Below are 18,050 nucleotides of genomic sequence, written 5' to 3' on the forward strand. Positions count from 1 at the left end.
CCACGGCAGCAGCTCGCAGTCGAGGAGCAGCCAGTCGGTGCCCAGCTCGGCCCAGAGGCCCGCAGCGGTGACCGCCGCGCGGACCCGGGCCAGCACCCGCTGGGGCGCCCGCCGGCCGCAGGGCATCCTGCTGTACGGCCCGCCGGGCACCGGCAAGACCATGCTGGCCCGGGCCCTGGCCAACGAGATCGGCGCGGACTTCGTGGAGATCCGCACCCCGGAGATCCTCGACAAGTTCCTCGGCGGCTCCGAGCGCAACATCAAGCGGATCTTCCGGGAGGCGCGCCGCTACCGACGGCCCACCGTCATGCTCTTCGACGAGTTCGACAGCATCATCAGCTACGCCGGCGCCGGCGGCGACGCGGCCAGCCAGGCGGTCAACGCGGTGGCCGGCATCTTCAAGCAGGAGATGAACACCCTGTTCGAGGAGAACCCGGATGTCATCGTGGTGGCCACCACCAACTTCCCGCAGCGGGTGGACGCCTCGCTGACCCGCTCCGGCCGCTTCGACCTCAAGATCGCCATTCCGGCGCCGGACGAGGCCGGCCGCGCGGAGATCCTCGCCAAGATGATCCGGGAGCTGATCGACCGGCACGAGCGGCCCGGCTTCCGGATGTTCGCCGCCGACGTCGACGCGGCCGCGCTGGCCGCGGCCACCCCCGGGCTCACCGGCGCCGACCTGCGGGAGGTGCTGCGGCGGGTGCAACTCGCCAAGGCGCTCCGGGAGGCGACCGAGGGTGCGCCGCCCGCCCCGATCAGTCAGGATGACCTCCGAGAGGCCGTCGCCGGGCTGCGCCGCGGCTGACGACGGTCGACGGAGGGAGTCCCGTGTCGTCGTCCACCCTGCTGTCCCGTCGCGATCTGGCGTTCCTGCTCCACGACTGGCTGGACGTCAGCCGGCTGACCGAGCGGCCCCGCTACGCCGAGCACTCGCGGGAGACCTTCGACGCGGTGCTGGACCTCGCCGCACAGGTCGCCGCCGAGCAGTTCGCGCCCCACAACCGGGCCGCCGACGCCACCGAACCGAGCTTCGACGGGCAGCGGGTCCGCACGATCCCGCAGGTCAAGGCCGCCCTGGACGTGTTCGCCGGCACCGGCCTGCTGGCCGCCACCATGGACGAGTCGGTCGGCGGCATGCAGCTGCCGCACGCCGTGGCCGCCGCCTGCTTCGCCTGGTTCCAGGCCGCCAACGTGGCCACCGCCGCCTACCCGTTCCTCACCCTCGGCAACGCCAACCTGCTGCTCGCCCACGGCAGCGCCGAGCAGATCGACACCTGGGTCCGGCCGATGGCGCAGGGGCGGTTCTTCGGCACCATGTGCCTCTCCGAGCCGCAGGCCGGCAGCTCCCTGGCGGACATCACCACCCGGGCCGTGCCGCAGGACGACGGGACGTACCGGCTGGTCGGCACCAAGATGTGGATCTCCGGCGGGGAGCACGACCTGGCCGAGAACATCGTCCACCTGGTTCTCGCCCGGATCCCCGGCGGGCCGCCCGGGGTGAAGGGCATCTCGCTGTTCATCGTGCCGAAGGTGCTCCTCGGCCCCGACGGCGCGCTCGGCCCCCGCAACGACGTGGTGCTGGTCGGGCTCAACCACAAGCTCGGCTACCGGGGCACCACCAACACGCTGCTCAACTTTGGCGAGGGCGTGCACCGCCCGTACGGGCGGCCCGGGGCGGTCGGCTACCTGGTGGGGGAGCCGCACCAGGGGTTGGCGCAGATGTTCCACATGATGAACGAGGCGCGCATCGGCGTGGGCGCCGGCGCCACCGCGCTCGGCTACACCGGCTACCTGAAGTCCGTGGCGTACGCCCGGCAGCGCCCGCAGGGCCGGCCGGCCGCCGACAAGGACCCCACGGCCCCGCAGGTGCCGATCGTGGCACACGCCGACGTCCGCCGGATGCTGCTGGCGCAGAAGAGCTACGTGGAGGGCGCGCTCGCCCTGATCCTCTACTGCGGCCGGCTGCTCGACGAGGAGAAGACCGCCCCGGCCGAGGCCGACCGCCGCCGCGCGCACCTGCTGCTGGACCTGCTCACCCCGATCGCCAAGAGCTGGCCGTCGCAGTGGTGCCTGGCCGCCAACGACCTGGCCATCCAGGTGCACGGCGGGTACGGCTACACCCGCGACTACGACGTCGAGCAGCACTGGCGCGACAACCGGCTCAACCCGATCCACGAGGGCACCCACGGCATCCAGGCGCTGGACCTGCTCGGTCGCAAGGTCACCATGCGCGACGGCGCCGGCCTGGAACTGCTGCTGGAGACCATCCGGGCCACCGTGACCCGGGCCTGGAAGGCCGAGGGCGAGGCGGCCGAGCTGGCCGGCCGCCTCGGCGCGGCGGTCGACCGGATCGCCATGGTCACCCGGCGGCTGCACGGCGCCGGCGACCCGGAGCTGGCCCTGGCCAACGCCAGCGTCTACCTGGAGGCGGTCGGGCATGTGGTGATCGCCTGGATGTGGCTGGAGCAGCTGCTCGCCGTCGAGGCGCTGGGCAGCCCGGACGGCCCGGACGCCGACTTCCTGGCCGGGAAGCGGCAGGCCGCCCGGTACTTCTTCCGGTACGAGCTGCCCCGGACCGGCCCGCAGTTCGACCTGCTCGAAAGCCTGGACCGGACCACCCTGGACACCCGGGAGACCTGGTTCTGACCGGCGGCGGACGCCCTAGGACCTGCGGCGGGCGAGCAGCGTCGAGTCGTGGACGTCGACCGTCACGCCGTCGCGGGTCATCGTCCGCGGCCGCTGCTCGACCACGAGGGCCTCGAAGTCGTCCGGCAGCGCGGGCAGCAGTTCCTCGGCGACGAACATGGCCCGGCGCTGGCTCGCGGTCAGGTGGGTGAAGACCTCGGACGGCGCGTGGCCGACGACGAGCAGGCGCCCGCCGGGCGCGACGGCGTCGGCCAGGCGGCGGGTCACCGCCACCATCCCGCCGTCCGGCGGGTGCAGGAAGTGGCTGGTGACCAGGTCGTAGGACCGGCCGTCCGCCGCGAAGGTCCGGGCGTCGACCTGCCACCAGTCGGTGCGGTCGGCGACCCCGGCCTGCTCGGCGTGCCGGGCGGCGCGGGCCAGGCCGTTGGCGGAGAAGTCGGCGCCGGTGACCGTCCAGCCCTGGCGGGCCAGCCAGATCACGTCGCCGCCCTCGCCGCAGCCGACGTCGAGCGCGGTGCCCGGCACCAGCCCGGCCACCTCGGCGACGAGCTGCGGATTGGGGTTCCCGCTCCAGATCTTCTCCGGGCCGGAGTACCGCTCCTCCCAGGCCGGCGGCTCGAACATGGCGGCCGCCTCCTCCTCGGTGAGCTGGTGTCCGTGTCCACTCATGCGGCGGCGTCCTTCCGGTGCTCCGCGGCGGTCAGGTCGTTGGACCCGTTGACGTCCATGCCCACCAGCATCCTGACCGCTCAGGTCGCCGACAACGTTTCTTGCTGATTCGGCAAACGTCAGCGATGGCCGGTGTGGCGGCGGTCGCCCGAGGATGTCGGTGCCGGACCGTAGGGTCCGCGCTGTGAGCGACACCGCCGTGACCCGGCAGACTGCCCAGGACTACGTCGATCGTCTGGAACGCCGCGACTGGCCCGGCGTGGCCGGCCTGCTCACCGACGACGTGGTCTACGAGATGCCGCAGACCCGGGAGCGCATCCGCGGCAGGGATGCCTTCCTGCAGTTCAACGTCGAATATCCCGGTGACTGGCACCTGCGGGTGCGGCGGCTGGTCGCGGACGGCCGGCTGGCTGCCCTGTGGCTCGACGTCCGGGTGGGCGTCGAGCAGCAGGACGCGTGTGTCTGGCTCGAGGTGTCCGACCGTGGACTGATCAGCCGGATCGTCGACTACTGGCCCGAGCCGTACGATCCCCCGCCGGGTCGCGCACACCTCGTGGAGCGGTGGTGAGCGCCGCGAGTGGCCGCCGATTCCCGTGCGAGCATGCGTCCATGAGCAGCGACGTCCCCCTCGAGGTCAGCGCCCTGGCCATCAACGTCACGATCCCCGAGGGGCTCCGCTGGACCGACACCCGACGCGGTGCGGAGTTCACGCTGACCACGCTCAACGTCCGGCTCCTGCCGGACGGACGCCTCGCGGCGAAGGCCTACGGCCGGCCGACCGCCGGCGGCCGCGGCACCTACGTCTCGTTCCCCGTGCCCGACCGGCCCGAGCTGGTGGCCCTGGTCGACGAGGCCGCCAGCCGCGCCGGCGCGCTGTGGGCCGCGCACCGCGGTCTCGGCTGAACCCCTTTCCCACCGGCGAACTCGGGCGGCGGCGGGGTCGAACCACCGGGGCAGGGAGGCTCGCGTTACCCGGTGGCGGGGCCGGCGGCGCGCCGTGCAGGATGACGCGGTGACGCCGCCCGAGCTGGTTCTGTCCGATCTTCGTGACGCCTGGCGTGCCGCGCTGGCCGGCCGGCTCCTGGGGCTCTACGTGCACGGCTCGCTGACCGCCGGCGACTTCGCGGCGGACCGCAGCGATCTCGATCTGCTCGCGGTGCTCGACACCGACCCGGACGAGCGTCTCCTCCACGTGCTCGCCGGACTGCACGCCGACCTCGACCGGCGGCACCCGCGGTGGGCCGGCAGGATCGAGGTGGAGTACGTGTCACTGAACGCCGTGCGCGACGCGGCGCGCGGCCGCATCGGCCACGACCATGTCGTCGCCCGGGTCAGCCCCGGCGAAGCGCTGCACCTGCTCCCCGCCACCACGCACCGCATCGTGACCTGGTCCACCGTCCACGACCACGGCCGTAGCCTGCTGGGACCACCCGCCGACGCGCTGCTGCCGGCCGTCGACGCCGACCTCGTCCGCTCGGCTCTGCTGGACCACGTCCGCGACTGGCCGACCTGGGTGACCGGGATGAACAACCCCGGAGCCCAGTCCTACGCCGTGCTCACCCTCTGCCGGGCCTGGCAGCGCCTCCAGCACGGCCGGCAGCTGTCCAAGCGGCGGGCCGCCGACCGGACCGTCGCCGACCGTCCCCGATGGGCGGACCTCATCGGCTGGGCCCGCGACTGGTGGTACCACTCCGGCCAGGACACCGACCCGGGCCGGGCCGACGACGTCCGGGAGTTCGTGACCGAGCTCAGTGCCGCCATCCTGGCCTCGGAGCGCGGCAGCCCGGCCCCGTCCGAGACCTGCCGGTCGTAGAAGCGGTGGTCGGTCGTTCGCGAGCAGGCGGTCGCGGACCCTCGCGGCGGAGCGGCCGGCTCAGAGCTCGGCGAACTCGACTCCGGCGAGGGAGACGCCACGGTACGCGGCGAGCCGTTCAGCCTGCTCGACGATCGCCCTGCGCCGGGCGTCGGACAGCTTTCGCCAGGGCTGGACGACGGGCTTCAACGCCTTGCCCGACCTGCGGGGACGCCAGCTGCCGACCAGTTCACCGTCGACCAGGACGGCGCCGGGCCGCCCCAGCACCGGCCACAACTCCTTGGCCCGGGCCGGGTCCGGCACCAGGGTTTCCCGGTCCTTGGCCTGCAACAGCAGGTCGAACGGGCCGAGCAGGCGGGTGGCCGGGGCGCCGGCCGACTCCAGCGCCGGGGCGTCGGCGGCCAGGAGCGAGCGCGTTTCGCCGTCGACCGTCACCTCGACGACATCCTCCGGCCAGTGTGCCTTCACCTCCTTGACCGGGGCGTCGAGGTAGCCGGCGACGTGCTTGGGGGTGGCCGGCCCGAGCAGCCGGAGGTAGGCGCGGATGAGGTCGAACCGGTCGCCCGGCGCGGCCGCCTTCGCGAAGCCGGTGATGCGCTGCAGGACCGGCGGCGACGTGTCGAGTTGCAGCTCCAGCCCGGCCCGCACGGCGGCCAGCCGGAACGGCATCTCGTACAGGTGGGTGGCGTTGCACGGTCGGCAGAACCGTAGGTACGGCTCGGGCAGCACCTCGGCCAGGCGGCCGGAGACATCTCCCTTGACGGTCGGCTCGCGGACGACGGCGCGCATCTGGGCGGCCACCTCGTCGAGCGCGGCCAGGTTGCCGATGCCGGCCGCCTTCAACGGCTTGGCGGCGTCGTAGATGCGCTTGCCCGCGTCGGCGTCGGAGAACGGCTCGACCGCGGCGGCCGCCTCCGCCACGTCGGCACGGCGGTAGAGGTGGGGCGCGCCGCGCACCGTCCAGAGCAGGACCAGATCCTCGTCGGACAGCGTTGCCACGTCGACCCCGCGCACGGCCAGGGCCCACCGGCCACCGTCCGGGCCGGTGTCCTGCACGCCGATGTCGAGCACGGCGGTGTCCGCGAGCGTGCCCTCGGCCCGGTCGAGCTGCTGCGCCCGGACGCGGAAGTTCATCACCTGGCGACCGTCGACCACGCTCCCACCCTACGTAGCGGTCAGCCCTCGGCGAGCAGGCGGTCGCGGACCTCGCGGCGGAGGACCTTGCCGATCTGCGAGCGGGGCAGGTCGTCGACCACCACCACCCGGCGGGGCACCTTGTAGCCGGCGAGGTGCTGCCGGCAGGCGGCGCGGACCGAATCGCAGTCGGCGCCCACCCCCGGGTCCAGCACCACGGCGGCCACCACCTCCTCGCCGTCCGCGGCCGGCAGGCCCACCGCGGCGGCCTCGCGGACGCCGGGGATGCGGCGCAGCGCCTCCTCCACCTCGGACGGGTAGACGTTGAACCCGCCCGTGATGATCAGCTCCTTGATCCGGTCGACCACCGTGACGAAGCCGTCGGCGTCCATGGTGACCACGTCCCCGGTACGCAGCCAGCCGCCGGGCAGCAGCACCCGGGCCGTCTCGTCGGGGCGGTTCCAGTAGCCGGCGAACACCTGGGGGCCGCGGACCAGCAGCTCGCCGGCCTCGCCGGGGGCGCGGTCCCGGGTCGGGTCCTCCGGGTCGACGAGGCGCACCTCGGTGGAGGGGAACGGCACCCCCACGGTGCCCGGCCGGCGGGTCGGTGCGACCGGGTTGCCCAGGGTGATCGGGGACGTCTCGGTCATCCCGTAGCCCTCGACGAGCAGGCCGCCGGTCACCGACTCCCACAGCTGCACGGTGGCCGGCGGGAGCGCCATGGCGCCGGAGATGGCGTAGCGGACGGAGGTGAGGTCGACACCGCGTTCCCGGGCGGCGGTGGCGAGGCGCGCGTAGATCGGCGGGACGGCGGGCAGGAAGGTCGGCGGGCGGCGGCGCGCCGCGTCGAGCACCTGGTCGAGGTCGAACCGGGGGAAGAGCACCAGGGTGGCCCCGATGCTCACCGCGAAGGTCAGGCAGAGGGTCAGCCCGTACGCGTGGAACAGCGGCAGCACGGCGTACACCGTCTCCGCGCCGTCGCGCAGGCCGGGCACCCAGGCGCGGCCCTGCGCGGCGTTGGCCCGCAGGTTGCGGTGGGTCAGCACGGCGCCCTTCGGGACGCCGGTGGTGCCGCCGGTGTACTGGAGCAGCGCGACGTCCGCGGGCCGGGGCGCGGGGTGGTCGGCGGCCACCGGGGCGGCGTCGGCGACCAGTGCGGACCAGGAGAGCGCGCCGGGGGCCGGGGCGGTCATCGCGGCCCGGGCGGCGCGGACCTTGGGCAGCGGCAGCCGCAGCGCCCAGCGCTTGAGCGGGGGCAGCGCCCCGGTCAGGTCGACGGCCACCACCGTCCGCACCGCGCCCCGCCCGGTGACCAGCGGCGCCACCTTGTCCCAGACCACCGCCACCCGGGCGCCGTGGTCGGTGAGCTGGTGGGCCAGCTCGTCGGCCGTGTAGAGCGGGTTGTGCTCGACCACCACCGCGCCGAGGCGCAGCACCGCGTAGAAGGCGACCACGTGCTGCGGGCAGTTCGGCAGCACCAGGGCGACCCGGTCGCCGGGGCCGACGCCGAGCCGGCGCAGCGCCTCGGCCGCGCGGGCCACCTGGTCGGCCAGGTCGGCGTAGGTGGTGGTGGCGCCGTAGAAGTCCAGCGCGACCCGGGAGCCGAACCGGCGGGCGGCGTCGGTGAGCAGGTCCACCAGCGAGCCGGCCGGTTCCGCGATCTCGGCCGGTACACCGGGGGCGTAGCTGCGTGTCCAGGGCCGCTGCGCGGTCGCGTCCATCGCCGTCTCTCCTCGCTGCCGGATGACGGCCCTCAGCCTAACTTAACCACCCGGTAACTTACGGCGGAGTAACTCGCTGAGTTCGTCACACGGCAGCGGTCAGCGGCGTGGGGCGCCGCGCTGCACGACCCGGCGGCCGCGCGCGAAGGCCAGCACGATGAGGACGACCACCGCGATGGCGCCGATGATGAGCAGCCAGCGGGCCGCTTCCAGGAGCAACCCGAGCAGGATGAGCACGCCGGCCACGACGCCGACGATCCAGAGCAACGACCGCATGGCACCCTCCCGGGAGTACGGTGGGCCGCCCGCTTTCCCGCTCCGACGCCCGCCATGCCCGCCCGGCCGCGGCTCAGTGCCGGGCCACGTACACGGTGTTCGCGGCCTCCCGGCCCTGCAACGGGTTGGGGAAGCGGACGACGTGCGCCACCGAGGTCGGGAACACCTCGGTCAGCGTCCGCTGGAACGCCTGGTCGGGCGGGTCGTTCGACCAGAGCGCGAACACCCCGTCGGGGTGCAGCAGCGCGGCGAGCCGGCGCAGCCCGTCGACCGTGTAGAAGTCGGCGTGGCTGGGGTGCAGCACCTGCCGCGGGGAGTGGTCGACGTCGAGCAGCACCGCGTGGAACCGGCGCCCCGGCGCCTCCGGATCGAACCCGGCGCCGCTCGCCACGGCCGCGAAGAAGTCCGTCCGGACGAACCGGGTACGCGGGTCGGCGGCCAGCCCGGCGGCGAAGGGCAGCAGGTCCCGGCGGTGCCAGTCGATCACGTCCTCGATGGCCTCGACCACCAGCAGCGAGCGCACCCGGGAATCCTCCAGCGCGGTGCGCGCGGTGTAGCCGAGGCCCAGCCCGCCCACCACCACGTCCAGGGGCCCGCCGGCCAGCGGGGCCAGCCCGAGCCGGGCGAGTTCGATCTCCGCGACCGGGAAGAGGCTGGACATGAGGAACTCGTCGTCGAGCTTCACCTCGTACACGTCGACGTCGAGTGACGGGTCGCGGCGCCGGCGCAGGCTGATCTCGCCGATCGGCGTCTCCCGCCAGGCCAGTTCCTCGAAGCGTGCGCCCACGGGTGTCCTCTCCGCCGGTCCGTGACCGGATGCTACCGGCCGGTCGCCCGGCGGCCCGAGGATATGGGCCGCGTGGCCGTTTTTCCCGGCCCGGTGGCATCGGCGGGCCGGCGGCGGGTACGCCACGACGACTCCAGCTCGGCGTGCGTCGACCTGGAGCCGTCACCGGTCGAGGAGGCCGGAGAGGGGAGCGAGCGTGGCGGAGATGCTGGCCGGACGGCTGCACGTGGCCGAGCGGGCGCTGCGGATGGAATCGGTGCCGGTGCCCGAGCCGGGGCGCGGCGAGGTCCGGATCCGGGTGGCCGCGGCCGGGGTGTGCCTGTCGGACGTGCACCTGATCGACGGCACCCTGACCCCGCTGTACCTCGGCGGGGACGTGGTGACCCTCGGTCACGAGGTCGCGGGCACGGTGGACGTGCTCGGTGAGGGGGTGCGGGACTGGCAGCCGGGCCAGCGGGTGCTGCTCCAGGCGGGGGAGCGGGACCGTTTCGGCCTCGTGCTCACCCGCGGCGTCGACTACGACGGCGGCTGGGCCGAGTACGCCCTGGCCCGCGAGGACACCCTGGTCCCCGTCCCGGACCTGCTCCCGTTCGAGCAGGCCTGCATCATCCCCGACGCGGTCTCCACGCCCTGGGCGGCGGTGACCGAGACGGCCCGGGTCCGGCCGGCGGAGGCGGTCGCGGTGTGGGGCGTCGGTGGCCTCGGCGCGCACGCGGTGCAGTTGCTGCTGCTCGTCGGCGCGGCCCCGGTGATCGCCGTGGATCCGCTGCCGGCGGCCCGGGACCGGGCGGTCGCCCTCGGCGCGGACGTGGCTCTCGACCCGGCGGACGGCGGCTTCAAGGACGCCGTGCTCGAACTGGTCGGCACTCGGGGGCTCGACGTGGCGTTCGACTTCGCCGGCGTCAACGCGGTCCGCGAGCAGGCCATGACCGTGCTCGGCCGGCACGGCCGGCTGGTGCTCGCCGGCATCGCCAACCAGCCGATCAGCATCCCGTCGGACAGCCGGTTCAGCTACAACCGGCAGGCGGTGCTCGGCCACTACGGCTCCGAGGCCGAGCACGTCGGGCAGTTGGTGACGCTCACCGGGCTGGGCCGGCTCGACCTGTCCGCGTCGGTCAGCGACGTGCTGCCGCTGGTGAACGCGCCGGAGGCGGTGCGCCGGGTGCAGGCCAAGGAGGGCAACCCGATCCGGCTCGTCCTGTGCCCGTGAGTCGGGCGCCGTACCCGCCTGACGTCGGCCGGAGTGTGCCGGCCGGGCCGGTCAGTCGACCGGCCGGGTGGCCACGACGACCGTGTCGAGCGCGTCGACGGTGCCGCCGTCGCTGGTGGCCACCGGGCGGCGGGCGGTTTCGGCGCGCCGGATGTGCAGCCCGGCCAGGCCGTCGACCACCGCCTCCGGGGTGAGCAGGACGGTCGGGTCCTGCGGCCCGCCGGTGCCTCCGGTCAGGTTCGCCAGGTCGTGGCCGATCACCACGAGGCTGCCGCCGGGGCGCAGCGCCTGCTTGGCCGCGGCCAGCACCCGGGCGAGGTCGTCGGCGGCCAGGTGGAGGTAGCTGATCAGCACCAGGTCGTAGCTGCCCGGCACCGGTCGGTACGCGGTGACGTCGGCGACCCGCCACTCGACCTCGACGCCGCGCCCGGCGGCCAGTTCGCGCCCCCGGCCCACGGCGACCGGCGAGAAGTCCACCGCGGTGACCCGCCAGCCCTGCTCGGCCAGCCAGACCGCGTTGCGTCCCTCACCCGCGGCGAGGTCCAGCGCGGCGCCGGGGGTGAGCCCGGTGACGGACTCGACCACGAAGCGGTTCGGGTCAGCGCTCCACACCAGACCCGGCGTGCTCGCGTACCGGCTGTCCCAGGCGCTGCTGTCCACTGTGTCTCCTTCTCCGGCGGCCCCGCACCGCCATGGTGACCGTACCGGCTGCGGCGAGCCCTCCCAGGGTGAGTCCCGCGAGCGGGGACAGCTGCTGGGCGAGGACGAAGATGCCCATCACCACCACGAACCAACCGAACGACCTGCGCAGGACGTCCGCGGGGATCTTCCCGGCGAGGCGACCGCCGAGGACGCTGCCGACGATGGCGGCGGCGGTGACCGCGAGTGCGAGGCCCCAGTTGATGGTCACGCTGGAGAGGTAGCCGGCCAGGCCGGCGAAGGACTTCATCGCGATGACCACCAGGGAGGTGCCGACGGCGACCGGCATCGGCAGGCCGCCGAGCAGGGCCAGGGCGGGCACCACCAGGAAGCCGCCGCCCGCGCCGACCAGGCCGGTGACCAGCCCGACGACGATCCCGTCGAGGATCACCCGGAACACCGGCAGCTCGTGCGGCACCGGCCGGCCCTCGGTGGCGCGCCGGCCTCGGATCATCGCAATCGCGGTGGCCAGCATCATCACCGCGAAGCCGGTGAGCAGGACTGCGGCCGGGACGAACTCCGCGAGCCGGCCGCCGGCGTACGCGCCGGTCATGCCGGCGAGGCCGAAGATCAGCCCGGTACGCCAGCGGACCCGTCCGGCGCGGGCGTGCGGCAGCACGCCGACGGCGCTGGTGGCGCCCACGACGAGCAGGGAGGTGGCGATCGCCTCCTTGGCCGGCAGGTCGGCGACGTACACCAGCAGCGGAACGGCGAGGATCGACCCGCCGCCGCCGAGCAGCCCGAGGCTCACCCCGATCAGCACGGCCAGGCCGAGGGTGAGCAGCAGGGGAGCGGTCATGCCCGCTCCCCGTTGCTCTCGCGCAACTGGCCGACGACGGTGTCGAGGTCGCAGCCGGCGCCCCGGTTGTACGGCAGCTTGCTGAGCAGCATGCCCATCGCGCAGGTGTTGGTCACCGCGGCGAAGGTGAGGCCGGCGCCGATGAACGCGGCGACCCACTTGAGGCCCGGGACGAACACCGAGCCGACGACGCTGAGCAGGACGATCGAACCGGCCACCAGGCGGACCTGACGCTCCAGGTCCCAGCGGGCCGCGCCCTGCTTCGTCGGCGCGTCGGCCGCCTGCCAGGCGAGCATGCCGCCGTCGAGCACCTTCAGGTTCGGCAGGCCGACCCCGGCCAGTGCCTGCTCCGCCTGGTTGGCGCGGGCGCCCGAGCGGCAGATCAGCACCACGTCCACGTCGAGGTGGTTGCGCAGCTCCTCGCGGTGCTCCTTGAGCAGGTCCAGCGGGACGTTGTAGGCGCCGGGGATGTGCACGGTCTCGAACTCGGCCGGGGTGCGGACGTCGAGCAGTCGGGGGGCGCGCCCGGAGTCGATCAGTTCCCGCAGGGAGGTGGCGTCGAGGGTGGCCGGGCCGGTGGTCTCGGAAGTGCTCATTTCTCCTCGTTCTGGGACGAACCGCTGTGGCGGCGGCAGGGTGGGGCGCCGGCCGGCGCGCGGTGGCGCCGGCCGGTACTCGGATACGGGTCAGGCGTTGTCGGCCATGGCGACGCCCGCCGCCTCGGCCCGGTCGAACCTGTCGTCGATGACGACAACCTCGCGACCGGCGTTGGCCAGCAGCGACGCGGCGGCGGTGGCCCGGTAGCCGGAGCCGCAGTGCACCCAGACCGCGCCCACCGGCACGTCGGCGAGCCGCTTGGGCAGGTCGGGCAGCGGGATGTGCACGGCGCCCTCGACGCGGCCGGCGCGCCACTCGTTGGTCATCCGCACGTCGAGGACGACGTCCGGGGCGGGCAGGCCGGCCGGCGTGTTCCCGGTGCGGGCCGCGGCGAGGGCCGGGAAGTCGGCCATCCGCAGCTCACGGAGCTGCCCGGGCTCGGTGGTCCACCGCTCGGCCGCTCCGGTGGCCTGGGCGGCGGGCCGGTCGATGCCGATCCGGACCAGTTCCCGCTGGGCGTCGGCGACCTGCTCCGGCGTTTCGGCCAGCAGCGTGATCGGCGTGCCCCACTCGATCAGCCAACCCAGCCAGGTCGACATGGGGCCGTCCAGCCCGAGACTGACCGTGCCGGCCAGGTGCGAGGCCGCGTACGCCTTGCGGTGCCGCAGATCCACCACCCACTCCCCGGCGGCGATCCGGTCGCGGAGCTGAGCCGCGTCGGCCCGGGTTACCGGGGTGAGGTCCAGCGGCGCGGGCCCGGCCTGGTTCGCCACGCCCATGTGGGCGTAGTACGCCGGGTAGGCGTCCAGGCCGGCGAGGGTCTGGGTGACGAACTCGTCCGCGGCCAGCCGCAGCACCTCGTTCGCCTGCTTCTCCCGCCCGATGGTCGAGTCGGGGGCGTCGGCCTGGCTGGCCGAGCAGAAGCTGCCGAAGCCGTGCGTGGGCCACACCTGGGCCCCGTCGGGCAGCAGGTCGGCCAGCCGCCGCGCCGAGGCGTGCTGGTGGTGGGCCAGCTCGTGGGCGTGCTCCTGGCCGAGCAGGTCGGTGCGTCCGGTGGTGCCGAACAGCAGCGAGCCGCCGGTGAAGACGCCCGCCGGCTGCCAGCCGCCGTCGGTGGCCTCGTCGAGGACGTACGACAGGTGGTGGAAGGTGTGGCCGGGGGTGGCGACCACGCGGAGCCGCAGGTTGTCGGAAACGGGCATCGTGTCGCCGTCGGCGACCGGCATCCGGTCGAAGTCGACCTCGTCGGCGGCGGCCACCAGATACCGGGCGCCGGTGATCCGGGCGAGTTCCAGGCCGCCGGAGACGTAGTCGTTGTGGATGTGCGTCTCCACCACATGGGTGATTCGCACCCCCTTGGCCCCGGCGAGGTACAGGATCCGGTCGATGTCGCGCTGCGGGTCGACCACGATCGCCACCTGACCGTCGGAGGCCAGGTAGCTGCGGTCGCCGAGCGAGGACGTCGCGATGACGGACACCTCGACTGACATGCGTTCTCCTTCCTTTTCCCATATACCCCGGGGGGTATGTGGGAGACAGACTCCGGCCCGGGTCACGGGCGTGGGTTACCCGCCCTCGCCGCGATCACGCGGCGAGGGCGGTGAATTCCTCGGTCAGGCCAGGGCGAGGAAGAGCTTCTCCAGCTCCTCCTCGGTCATCTCCGGCTCCTCGCCCCGGTCCCGGGCGGTGCCGCAGTGCCGCATGCCGGACGCGATGATCTTGAAGCCGGCCCGGTCGATGGCCTTGGACACGGCCGCGAGCTGGGTCAGGGCGGCCCGGCAGTCCTCGCCGTTCTCCATCATTTCGATGACGGCGTTGAGCTGGCCTCGGGCTCGCTTGAGCCGGGTCAGCGCCTCGCTGGTCATCTCGGGTTGAAGCTTCACCGTGCACCTCCTGGAGCCAACATACCCCGGGGGGTACCCGGTCCGCCACCACGTCCCCGGAACCACTCCGACCCGCCGGTCGGGCGGCTGAGGCGCCGGCCGGACACGGAGGGTCCCCGGGGGATCGACGGAGCGCTTATCCTGTGCGCCGACGATCGTTCTCGGAAGGGATCCGATGCCGTCCCGGCAGGACCAGCTCCACTCCTACCAGTTCACCGTCCAGCGGGCCGTCGCCGCGCTGGTGATGCGCGAGACCGACCCCGCGCAGTCGCCGTTCCGCCGGCTGGCCGGCGCGGGCCTGGCCAGCGTGCTGGTCGCGGTGATCGCGCTCGGCGGGGTCGCCCTCTACGGCCTGTTCGCCGGCGGCGGCAGCGCCTGGCGCGACCCGGACGCGGTGATCGTGGAGAAGGAGTCCGGGGCACGGTTCGTCTACCGGGAGGAGAAGCTGCACCCGGTGCTCAACTACGCCTCGGCGCTGCTGATCATCGGGGCGGAGCGGCCGAAGACCGTGCTGGTCTCCCGCCGCTCCAACGAGGGGGTGCCGCGCGGCCTGCCGCTCGGCATCGCCGACGCACCCGACTCGCTGCCCGCGCCGGGGCGGCTCGTCCACGGGGCGTGGACGGTCTGCTCGGTCGCCGCCGCCGAGGCGGGCCGCGTTGAGGCCCGCTCGGCGCTGCTGATCGGCCGGGACGCCACGGGCGGCCGGCCCCTCGGCGACCAGGGCCTGCTGCTGCGCGACCCGGACGGCAGCCTGCACCTGCTCTGGCACGAGCGGCGCTACCTGCTCCGCGACACCGACCGGGTGCTCGCCGCGCTGGCCGCCACCCGGGAACGGGCCGTGCCGGTGGCCCCGGCGCTGCTGCACACCGTGCCGGCCGGCGCCGACCTGGCCCCGCCCGCGCTGCGCGACCTCGGCGCCCCCTCCGAGGGGGTCACCGGCGCGACCGTCGGCGACGTCTACCTGGTCCGCAACTCCGGCGGCGGCCGGCAGTACGCGGTGGCCGGGCGGGCCGGGCTGGCCGGCATCACCGAGTTGCAGGCCGCCCTGCTGCTCGCCCGCACCGGCCAGGGCGACCCGGAACCGATCACCCTCGGCCGGTTCGCCGCCCTGCCGAAGCTTCCCGACCTGGTGCCCACCGGGCCGACCGCCCCGCCCGCCGTCCCGCCCGCGCTGGCCACGACGGAGGGCGGCGCGCTCTGCGCCCGGGCCGACGACGACACCGGCGCACGCGAGGTCCGGCTCGGCGTCGTCCCGCCGGATCTCTCCGCCGCCGCGCGAACGCCGGCCGGCCGGGGTGGGCTGGCGGACCAGGTGCTGGTGGAACCGGGGCGGGGCGCGCTGGTGGAGTCGGTGGCGGCGCCCGGCGCCACCGGCGGGGCGGTCTGCGTCGTCACCGACCTCGGCCGGCGCCACGTGCTGGCCGGCGCCGACGTGCTCGGCATGCTCGGCTACTCCGGTGTGCGTCCGGTCCGGCTGCCGGCGGGCCTGGTCAGCCTGGTGCCGGCCGGCAGCCCGCTCGACCCGGCCGCCGCCCGCACGGTCGCCGCCCCGGCCTGACCCCGCATTGCGGGCGCGGTGCCGGGCGGGATCAGGAGGCCGGCTTGCGGAACACGGTCACCGCGAACTCCGCGTCGTCGTGCCAGGGGCGCAGGTCCCAGGTGGCGAAGCGGTGTTCGAGGCGGAGCCCGGCGGCCACCGCGTCGGCGTCCAGCTCGGTGACCGGGTAGCCGCGGTCGGTGCCGAAGCCGACCACCACCCGGCCGTCCGGCCGGACGTGCGCGGCGATCCGGGTCAGCACCGCGCGCTCGGTGCCGGGGGCGACGAACACCATCACGTTGCCGGCCACCACGGCCGCGTCGAACGGCTCCGGCTCGCCCTGCCCGGCCAGGTCCAGCTCGGCCAGATCGGCGACCAGGAAGCGCGGGCCGGGGTGGTCGGCGCGGGCGGCGTCGATGAGCGCCGGATCGGCGTCCGCGCCCACCACGGTGTGGCCCCGGGCGGCCAGCGCGGCGGCCACCCGGCCGGTGCCGCAGCCGGCGTCCAGGATCCGCGCGCCCGGCGGGACGAGCGCGTCCAGCAGCCGGGCCTCGCCGGCCAGGTCCGCCCCTTCGGCGGCGAGGCGGCGGAACCGGTCGATGTACCACTGCGAGTGTCCCGGATTGGTCTCGGTCACCCAGCGGGTCGGCTTGCCCATGCCGCCACCGTAGCTGATCTTGTGCGAGCGGTCCGCGGAACCTCAGCCGAGGGCCAGGAAGGCTCCGGCGGCGAGCGGGGCGCCGGTGACGGCGCCGGCCACCACCTGCGGCCAGGTGTGGTCCCGCAGCACCACCCGGGACCAGCCGACCGCGGCCACCAGCAGCCAGCCGACGTGCAGCGCGGGGCCGAACAGCAGCACCAGGACCGCCATGGTGGCGGCCGCGACCGCGGCGTGGATGCTCAGCTTCCACCAGTGGTTGACCAGGGTGCAGGCGGCGCCGACCACGAAGATCACCACGATCACGGCGAACAGTTCGGCGGGGGCGCGCAGCCCGGCCAGCAGGGCCGTCCCGACCGCCACCGAGGCCAGGCCGGTCAGCAGGGGTCGGGCCCGCTGGGTACGGTCGCCGACGTGCCGGTCGGTGAGCCGGCCGCGGCGTACCCCGTGGACGATCACGCCGACCGGGACCACCGCGCAGAACAGCAACGCCGTGCCGCCCCAGAGCAGGAACTGCTGCGGGGAGCGGCTGACCCGGGCGGCCGCCACCAGCGGCAGGGCGGTCACCAGGACGCCCGGTGCGAGCACCTCGGTGACCAGCCGGGCCAGCCGCCCGCCGACCGTCCGTTCCTCAGCCGCCCGCACCCGGGTCATCCTGGTCCCGCCGCCTGCCCAAGGTCAACTGCGGGCAGCGTGGCGGTCAACCGGCGGTCAGGACGAGCTGGGCGGTCCGCTCCGGCTGGTCGACCTGCACGAAGTGGCCCGCGTTCGGCAGCAGGTGCAGGTCCGCGCGGGGGAAGAGCTGCGCGAAGCGGCGCGCGACCCGGGGGTTGAGGGAACGGTCCTCGACACCGAAGATCACCCGCACCGGCGGGCCGAACCGGCGCAGGTCGGGTATCCGGCGCCGGCGCGTCAGGACGGTGCCGAGCAGGTCGTCGTTGAGCCGCCAGAACGCCGGCTGGACCGCGACGAAGTCGTCGCACAGGCGCTCCACCACCGGGCCCCGGCGGCGGTCGTCGCGGATGAACCTGCCCACCTGCCAGGTGTAGAGGCGTCGAGCGAGCTCCGACCCGCGGCCCGCCAGCTTCCGGGCCGCGATGCGCAGCAACGGCGTCGAGTACAGCGCGATGACCGGTGGTCGGCGCAGCGACGCCGTCTGGTGGTAGTAGGTGTTGAGCAGCACCAACGCGGAAACCCGGTGCGGGTAGAGCAGGGCCCAGTCGATCGCCGGCGGCCCGGACGCGTCGTGGGCCACCAGCACGACCCGCCGCAGCCCGAGGTGGTCGATCACCGCCGCGAGGTCTCCGGTCATGTTGTCCGCGGAGTACGGGTAGCCCGCGGGCTTGTCGGAGCGGCCCCAGCCCAGGAAGTCGAAGCGGACGACCCGCCGATCGCCGAGGTGCGGCATCAGTTCGTCGTAGAGGCCGAGGTTGTCGGGGAAGCCGTGCATCAGCACCAGCGGCACCCCCGTGCTGCCGCTCACCTCGACGTGCAGCAGGTGCCCGGCCCGGGGGACCTTGAGTGTCTCGCGTGCGTCTGGCATCCCACCCCGATCCCCGATGACCGAAGCGACAGTAACCCACGAATCGGGCATCTCGTGCCGAGATGCGCCGCTGCCAGG

20 protein-coding genes and 1 pseudogene are annotated in these 18,050 nt (G+C 74.4%); 7 read left to right on the plus strand and 14 right to left on the minus strand.

All coding sequences use genetic code 11. The features are described 5' to 3' along the window. Positions 1–162, minus strand: a 162-nt coding sequence (locus tag ABZV78_RS04925; RefSeq protein WP_355635540.1) for a hypothetical protein, incomplete at its 3' end; no start/stop codon positions are given. On the opposite strand from ABZV78_RS04925, the pseudogene ABZV78_RS04930 reads away from it, so the two are divergent. Then, positions 98–805 (plus strand): annotated as a pseudogene (locus tag ABZV78_RS04930) (ATP-binding protein); the annotation flags it as partial. The gene ABZV78_RS04925 and the pseudogene ABZV78_RS04930 sit on opposite strands and share 65 nt — an antisense overlap. A gap of 23 nt (positions 806–828) precedes the next feature. Further along, a complete protein-coding gene (locus ABZV78_RS04935) occupies positions 829–2,646 on the plus strand; it encodes an acyl-CoA dehydrogenase (RefSeq protein ID WP_355635454.1) in 1,818 nt (605 codons plus the stop codon). A gap of 15 nt (positions 2,647–2,661) precedes the next feature. Here ABZV78_RS04935 and ABZV78_RS04940 read toward each other — a convergent pair whose 3' ends face one another. Continuing rightward, the gene (locus tag ABZV78_RS04940) at positions 2,662–3,315 is read right to left on the minus strand and encodes a class I SAM-dependent methyltransferase (RefSeq protein WP_355635455.1); all 654 of its coding nucleotides are present in this window, start codon (positions 3,313–3,315) and stop codon (positions 2,662–2,664) included. Between the two features lie 154 nt (positions 3,316–3,469). On the opposite strand from ABZV78_RS04940, the gene ABZV78_RS04945 reads away from it, so the two are divergent. The 3 genes from ABZV78_RS04945 (at position 3,470) to ABZV78_RS04955 (ending at position 5,128) form a co-directional block, all read left to right on the plus strand. After that, entirely contained in the window at positions 3,470–3,883 is a 414-nt protein-coding gene (locus ABZV78_RS04945) for a nuclear transport factor 2 family protein (RefSeq protein ID WP_355635456.1), read from the plus strand. A gap of 41 nt (positions 3,884–3,924) precedes the next feature. Continuing rightward, positions 3,925–4,218 carry a hypothetical protein gene (locus tag ABZV78_RS04950; protein ID WP_355635457.1) on the plus strand — a complete coding sequence of 98 codons (294 nt, stop codon included), beginning with the start codon at positions 3,925–3,927 and terminating at the stop codon, positions 4,216–4,218. 109 nt (positions 4,219–4,327) lie between these two features. Further along, on the plus strand, positions 4,328–5,128 hold the full coding sequence (locus ABZV78_RS04955) for an aminoglycoside adenylyltransferase domain-containing protein (RefSeq protein WP_355635458.1): 801 nt from the start codon (positions 4,328–4,330) through the stop codon (positions 5,126–5,128). Positions 5,129–5,188: 60 nt separating this feature from the next. On the opposite strand, the gene ABZV78_RS04960 is transcribed toward ABZV78_RS04955, so the two are convergent. The 4 genes from ABZV78_RS04960 to ABZV78_RS04975 all read right to left on the minus strand — a co-directional run bounded on the left by ABZV78_RS04960 (position 5,189) and on the right by ABZV78_RS04975 (position 9,046). After that, positions 5,189–6,283 carry a winged helix DNA-binding domain-containing protein gene (locus ABZV78_RS04960; protein WP_355635459.1) on the minus strand — a complete coding sequence of 365 codons (1,095 nt, stop codon included), beginning with the start codon at positions 6,281–6,283 and terminating at the stop codon, positions 5,189–5,191. Between the two features lie 20 nt (positions 6,284–6,303). Continuing rightward, entirely contained in the window at positions 6,304–7,983 is a 1,680-nt protein-coding gene (locus tag ABZV78_RS04965; RefSeq protein ID WP_355635460.1) for a long-chain-fatty-acid--CoA ligase, read from the minus strand. Between the two features lie 99 nt (positions 7,984–8,082). After that, on the minus strand, positions 8,083–8,259 hold the full coding sequence (locus ABZV78_RS04970) for a hypothetical protein (protein ID WP_355635461.1): 177 nt from the start codon (positions 8,257–8,259) through the stop codon (positions 8,083–8,085). Between the two features lie 73 nt (positions 8,260–8,332). Further along, positions 8,333–9,046 (minus strand): spermidine synthase, encoded by a 714-nt coding sequence (locus tag ABZV78_RS04975; RefSeq protein WP_355635462.1) that lies wholly within the window; start codon positions 9,044–9,046, stop codon positions 8,333–8,335. Between the two features lie 205 nt (positions 9,047–9,251). On the opposite strand from ABZV78_RS04975, the gene ABZV78_RS04980 reads away from it, so the two are divergent. Continuing rightward, positions 9,252–10,256: a zinc-binding dehydrogenase gene (locus ABZV78_RS04980; RefSeq protein ID WP_355635541.1), complete on the plus strand. Its 1,005-nt coding sequence runs from the start codon at positions 9,252–9,254 to the stop codon at positions 10,254–10,256. A 51-nt stretch (positions 10,257–10,307) separates the two neighbouring features. Here ABZV78_RS04980 and ABZV78_RS04985 read toward each other — a convergent pair whose 3' ends face one another. From ABZV78_RS04985 to ABZV78_RS05005, 5 genes are all read right to left on the minus strand, one after another. Next, complete coding sequence (locus tag ABZV78_RS04985; RefSeq protein ID WP_355635463.1) at positions 10,308–10,916, minus strand: methyltransferase domain-containing protein; 609 nt, start codon at positions 10,914–10,916, stop codon at positions 10,308–10,310. Continuing rightward, positions 10,855–11,754 carry a sulfite exporter TauE/SafE family protein gene (locus ABZV78_RS04990; RefSeq protein WP_355635464.1) on the minus strand — a complete coding sequence of 300 codons (900 nt, stop codon included), beginning with the start codon at positions 11,752–11,754 and terminating at the stop codon, positions 10,855–10,857. The genes ABZV78_RS04985 and ABZV78_RS04990 overlap by 62 nt, the downstream gene beginning before the upstream one ends. Further along, positions 11,751–12,350, minus strand: coding sequence for a rhodanese-like domain-containing protein (locus ABZV78_RS04995; RefSeq protein WP_355635465.1), 600 nt, complete (start codon positions 12,348–12,350; stop codon positions 11,751–11,753). Before ABZV78_RS04995 ends, ABZV78_RS04990 begins: the two co-directional genes overlap by 4 nt. A 90-nt stretch (positions 12,351–12,440) precedes the next feature. Continuing rightward, positions 12,441–13,841 carry an MBL fold metallo-hydrolase gene (locus ABZV78_RS05000; RefSeq protein ID WP_355635466.1) on the minus strand — a complete coding sequence of 467 codons (1,401 nt, stop codon included), beginning with the start codon at positions 13,839–13,841 and terminating at the stop codon, positions 12,441–12,443. Between the two features lie 123 nt (positions 13,842–13,964). After that, positions 13,965–14,234 carry a metal-sensitive transcriptional regulator gene (locus tag ABZV78_RS05005; protein ID WP_154225993.1) on the minus strand — a complete coding sequence of 90 codons (270 nt, stop codon included), beginning with the start codon at positions 14,232–14,234 and terminating at the stop codon, positions 13,965–13,967. Positions 14,235–14,409: 175 nt separating this feature from the next. Between ABZV78_RS05005 and eccB the strand changes: the two genes are divergently transcribed. Then, positions 14,410–15,792, plus strand: coding sequence for a type VII secretion protein EccB (gene eccB, locus ABZV78_RS05010; protein WP_355635467.1), 1,383 nt, complete (start codon positions 14,410–14,412; stop codon positions 15,790–15,792). 31 nt (positions 15,793–15,823) lie between these two features. Here the strand turns inward: eccB and ABZV78_RS05015 are convergent, their stop codons facing one another. From ABZV78_RS05015 to ABZV78_RS05025, 3 genes are read right to left on the minus strand one after another with little or no spacing between them, the layout of a single operon-like run. Continuing rightward, positions 15,824–16,429: a class I SAM-dependent methyltransferase gene (locus tag ABZV78_RS05015; protein WP_355635468.1), complete on the minus strand. Its 606-nt coding sequence runs from the start codon at positions 16,427–16,429 to the stop codon at positions 15,824–15,826. Positions 16,430–16,471: 42 nt separating this feature from the next. Further along, entirely contained in the window at positions 16,472–17,074 is a 603-nt protein-coding gene (locus ABZV78_RS05020) for a phosphatase PAP2 family protein (protein WP_355635469.1), read from the minus strand. A 55-nt stretch (positions 17,075–17,129) separates the two neighbouring features. Further along, positions 17,130–17,972, minus strand: coding sequence for an alpha/beta hydrolase (locus ABZV78_RS05025; protein ID WP_355635470.1), 843 nt, complete (start codon positions 17,970–17,972; stop codon positions 17,130–17,132). Positions 17,973–18,050 lie beyond the last annotated feature (78 nt).

This window comes from Micromonospora sp. NPDC004540 (assembly GCF_040610095.1).
Taxonomy (GTDB): Bacteria; Actinomycetota; Actinomycetes; order Mycobacteriales; family Micromonosporaceae; genus Micromonospora.

Excerpts from the sequence above, each read along its gene's own strand:
- ABZV78_RS04995 (WP_355635465.1), bottom strand. The coding sequence starts at position 12,350 with ATGAGCACTTCCGAGACCACCGGCCCGGCCACCCTCGACGCCACCTCC.
- ABZV78_RS05000 (WP_355635466.1), bottom strand. The coding sequence starts at position 13,841 with ATGTCAGTCGAGGTGTCCGTCATCGCGACGTCCTCGCTCGGCGACCGC.
- ABZV78_RS04980 (WP_355635541.1), top strand. The coding sequence starts at position 9,252 with ATGCTGGCCGGACGGCTGCACGTGGCCGAGCGGGCGCTGCGGATGGAA.
- ABZV78_RS04950 (WP_355635457.1), top strand. The coding sequence starts at position 3,925 with ATGAGCAGCGACGTCCCCCTCGAGGTCAGCGCCCTGGCCATCAACGTC.
- eccB (WP_355635467.1), top strand. The coding sequence starts at position 14,410 with ATGCCGTCCCGGCAGGACCAGCTCCACTCCTACCAGTTCACCGTCCAG.
- ABZV78_RS04965 (WP_355635460.1), bottom strand. The coding sequence starts at position 7,983 with ATGGACGCGACCGCGCAGCGGCCCTGGACACGCAGCTACGCCCCCGGT.
- ABZV78_RS05025 (WP_355635470.1), bottom strand. The coding sequence starts at position 17,972 with ATGCCAGACGCACGCGAGACACTCAAGGTCCCCCGGGCCGGGCACCTG.
- ABZV78_RS04990 (WP_355635464.1), bottom strand. The coding sequence starts at position 11,754 with ATGACCGCTCCCCTGCTGCTCACCCTCGGCCTGGCCGTGCTGATCGGG.
- ABZV78_RS04940 (WP_355635455.1), bottom strand. The coding sequence starts at position 3,315 with ATGAGTGGACACGGACACCAGCTCACCGAGGAGGAGGCGGCCGCCATG.
- ABZV78_RS04945 (WP_355635456.1), top strand. The coding sequence starts at position 3,470 with ATGTCGGTGCCGGACCGTAGGGTCCGCGCTGTGAGCGACACCGCCGTG.
- ABZV78_RS04970 (WP_355635461.1), bottom strand. The coding sequence starts at position 8,259 with ATGCGGTCGTTGCTCTGGATCGTCGGCGTCGTGGCCGGCGTGCTCATC.
- ABZV78_RS05015 (WP_355635468.1), bottom strand. The coding sequence starts at position 16,429 with ATGGGCAAGCCGACCCGCTGGGTGACCGAGACCAATCCGGGACACTCG.